3 protein-coding genes are annotated in these 3610 nt (G+C 72.6%); all 3 read right to left on the bottom strand.

The window, feature by feature from the left end:
* Window positions 1-2: 2 nt before the first annotated feature.
* On the bottom strand, window positions 3-173 hold the full coding sequence (locus NBZ85_RS28930) for an antitoxin (RefSeq protein ID WP_011606420.1): 171 nt from the start codon (window positions 171-173) through the stop codon (window positions 3-5).
* Window positions 174-407: 234 nt separating this feature from the next.
* On the bottom strand, window positions 408-2816 hold the full coding sequence (locus NBZ85_RS28925; RefSeq protein ID WP_261563124.1) for a SpoIIE family protein phosphatase: 2409 nt from the start codon (window positions 2814-2816) through the stop codon (window positions 408-410).
* A complete protein-coding gene (locus NBZ85_RS28920; RefSeq protein WP_261557007.1) occupies window positions 2813-3412 on the bottom strand; it encodes a biliverdin-producing heme oxygenase in 600 nt (199 codons plus the stop codon). Before NBZ85_RS28920 ends, NBZ85_RS28925 begins: the two co-directional genes overlap by 4 nt.
* Between the last annotated feature and the right edge of the window lie 198 nt (window positions 3413-3610).

The raw sequence follows: 3610 nt of genomic DNA, 5'->3' as shown, positions 1-3610 counted from the left end.
GGTCAGGTGCGGTCCTGGATCTCGCGGACGGCGCGGTCGATGTGGTCGGTGTGCTTGTGGTCGGTGCGATCGTCGACCACGTCACCGAGCTTGGCGACGGCGGCGTCGATCTTGTCGTCGTGCTCTTCCGCCAGGTCGCCGAGCTTGCCGAGCGCGCCCTTGAAGTCGACCATCGATACTTCCCTCCGTCGGATGCCGGGGCCCGCAGCGGCGGACGGGACGCGCTGCGTCGTCGCCCTGGCGCCGCCGGATCGCCGGCTCGAACCTGCCGCTGTCAATCCTTCCAGGTGTCGGGGACGGCGGTGCCCCGATGGACACGCCCGTAGGTCTCGCGATGGTCGCCGTCCGGTTCTCCGCGTCGGTGGGGCGGGCTGGGTCCACGTCTGGACCCGCGCCTCGGCGCTGTCTCAGGGGTGCCCGGTCGGGCGCCGGCGGAGCAGGAGCAGGGTGGCGTCGTCGTCGTTGTCGGGGTCGCGGCAGGTCCGGAACAGCGAGTCGCCCAGGCTGCGCAGGTCCGGATGGGCCGACGCGGCGCCGGCGGCATGGGCGCGCAGCCGTTCGATGCCGACGTCGGGCGCCTCGGTGCGCCGCTCGGTGAGTCCGTCGCTGAACAGGACCAGCGCGTCCCCTGGCGCGAGGCGCACCTGCGCCGTCCACCCGAAATCCCCGAAGTCCCCGAAATCCCCGAGCCTCCTGAGGCCCCCGCCGCTGCCGTCGGGCACGGCACCCCTCGCCCGGGGTCGGGCGGACCGCAGGCCGAGCAGCCAGGCACCCACGGGTGGCGCGATCTCCATCTCGACGACGACCGGCTCCCCCCCTGCCGGCAGCAGCAGCGGCGGCGGATGCCCGGACGAGGCCACCTGCGCGAGGCCGGTCGCCGGATCGGTGACGGCGACGACGACCGTGGCGATGGCCTCGGGCAGCAGGGCGGCGGTGAGCCGGTCGAGGCGGTCGAGGACGCCGCGGGCGGGCCACGGGTCGGCGGGGTCGAGGTCGACGACGTAGGCGCGCAGGGCGTTACGCAGCTGCGCCATCGTGCCCGCGGCGGCGACGCCGTGCCCGGCGACGTCGCCGACGATGACCGCCACCCGGCCGTCGGGCATCGGGACCGCGTCATACCAGTCGCCGCCGACCCGCCCGGCGGCCGCCGGGTCGTACCACGCCTCGATCTCGAAGCCGGGGATCGTCGGGAGACGCTCGGGCAGCAGGCTCTCCTGCATCAGCCGGGCGAGGTCGGCGCCGCGCCGCGCCGGCGGATACACCAGCCGCAGCAGGTGCTGACGCAGCTCGCCGGCGATCGCGAGATCATGGGCCGACCAGGGGCGGGCCCGGTCACGGACGACCTCGCGCCAGCGGTCGAACGACCGGCGCGGGCTGAGCCGCACCCCGGTGCCCTCCCGCGCGAGCAGCTCCTTGTTGTGCGGGTCGCCGCCCCAGTCGACGGTGCGGACGGTCTCCGGTCGGAACCAGGCGACGCCCTCGTCCCCGGACAGCCGGAAGGCGAGGATCCCGCAGGCGACGTCGCGATGCTCGGCCAGGTGGGGGACATCGCGGGGCAGCGCGTCGCAGGCGAGGATGGCACCCTCGGTGGCGAGGGCGTCGAAGGCCGCCCGCAGCGCCTCCCGCGGCGGAACCGCGCCGAACGTGCGGTACTCGCCGTCGATCGCAACCGCGACCCCGCCGCAGGAGATCAGGTCGGCGAGGTTCGTCCCGTCCGCGGTCAGGACGTCGACCAGTGCGGCGCCATCGCTGCGCGCCTCGGCGAGGAGCCGGTCGAGCGCCTCGCGGGTCGCCAGCGTCGACTCCAGGGTCTGCTCGTTCTCCCGGGACACCAGCCGCAGCGAGAACAGGTGGCCGAGGAACTCGGCGGCGGCGCAGATCTCGTAGCCGGGTTCGTGCGGGCCGGAGTAGTGATGGCAGGCGATGAGGCCCCACAACCGGCCGTCGCGCAGCAGCGAGATGGACATCGACGCGGTGACGCCCATGTTCTTCAGGTATTCGAGGTGGATGGGCGAGACGCTGCGCAGCCAGGCGTCGCCGAGGTCGAGCGGCCCGCCGGTGACCGCGTTCACCGCCGGGACGAGCGGGACCGCCCGGTAGTCCACGTCCGGGATCAGCCGCAGCCACGACCGTTCGTAGAGGGCGCGGGCCTGCGCCGGAATGTCCGTGGCCGGATAGTGCAGCCCGTGGAAACCGTTCAGGCGGTCGAGTTTCGCCTCCGCGACGACCTCGCCATTCCATTCCGCGTCGAACCGGTAGACCATCACCCGGTCGAATCCGGTCAGCCGGCGGACCTCCTCGACCACCACGTCGTAGAGGTCGGTGAGCGAACGGGAGCTGTTCAGGCGCAGCACGGACTGCCGAGTTCGCGCGTAGGTCACGGAATAGGACAGCGGCCGAGCGCTGCGGGCGGCCTGCAGCTCGATGATTATCTGCCCACCCACTCGGTGCAGCAGCGCGTCGTAGCGCCGCAGGTCGTCACCGTCACCCAGGACGAGATCGACCGGGCTCGCCTCACGCAGGTCGAACGCGGTCCGTACGACGTCACGGACCGTCTTCGCCGCCGCCCGGCCGAAGACGTCGTGCAGCGGCCGGCCGATCGTGGCCGCCGGCTCGTGGCCGAGGGCCTCACCGATGTTGGCGGAGACCTGGACCACCGTGAGATCGCCGTCCGCGCGGACGGCGAGCAGCGCGCCGTGCGGCTGCACGCTGCCCGGGATATGGATGGGTTCGCGGTCGCAGTTCGTCAGGTCCACGGGCTCCGACTGCGGCGTCTCCGACCGCGGCGCCGCGGTGGGTTCGTCGGGGCCGCTCACCGGGCGAATTCCGCCTCGAGCGCGCCGAACAACGCCGCCGCGGTGACCGCGCAGGACTCCACCCGCGCGGCCTCGCCGGCCGTCCAGGCCCGGATCGCATGGCGGGCCTGGCTCCAGCGCCGGCCGACCTCGTCGCCATAGGAGCCGAAGAACGTCGTCGCCGCCGGCGGCACCGCCGTCGTCACGACGTGACGGACGATGAACCGGCCGCCGAGCGTGGCACCCTCGAAGACGTAGAGCACGCCCATGGCTGCGGCCACATCGCCGACCGCGGGCACTCGCGGGCGTGGCAGCGTGGCGAGAGCGGCCTCGTCGACGCCAAGCAGGCGCAGATCATGCCGCAGCAGCGGCACCTTCCGCCGCGACGGCCAGTCGGGCAGCGGCGAGCCGGCGCCGGTCAGCCTTTCGTCAAGCCGCGGCTCCAGCGCATCGTAGAAACCGTGCATACGCATCAGAACATCACGATAACGACTGACCGAAAGGTCAGGTGACAGCAGCTCCAGCGCGTTCTCAAGCCGGGTATGCGCCTCGGCCGTGCGCTGCCGCAGCACCGCCATCACATCGGGAAACGCCGGGGCGGAACTATCACCGTGCACAGCGACGCCGCGCTCCTCAATTACTCGTAGCACTCGAGTTAGCGCGGTACGGCGTAACCCTTGCCTACGACCCAGCATAGCCGCGGCAGTATCACCGATGTGGTCCACTCGAAGCCGCTCGGGCACACGTTCCCCAGCCCCTTCCGATCGCCAGTCCGTGCTCGATCCGCCCGACCCACGAGACGGGCAGGGCGGGTG

Origin of the sequence: Frankia tisae (assembly GCF_025403405.1) — a bacterium.
GTDB classification, from domain to species: domain Bacteria; phylum Actinomycetota; class Actinomycetes; order Frankiales; family Frankiaceae; genus Frankia; species Frankia tisai.
The sequence above is the reverse complement of the archived record's forward strand: the minus strand, read 5'-3'. Positions and strand labels throughout refer to the sequence as shown.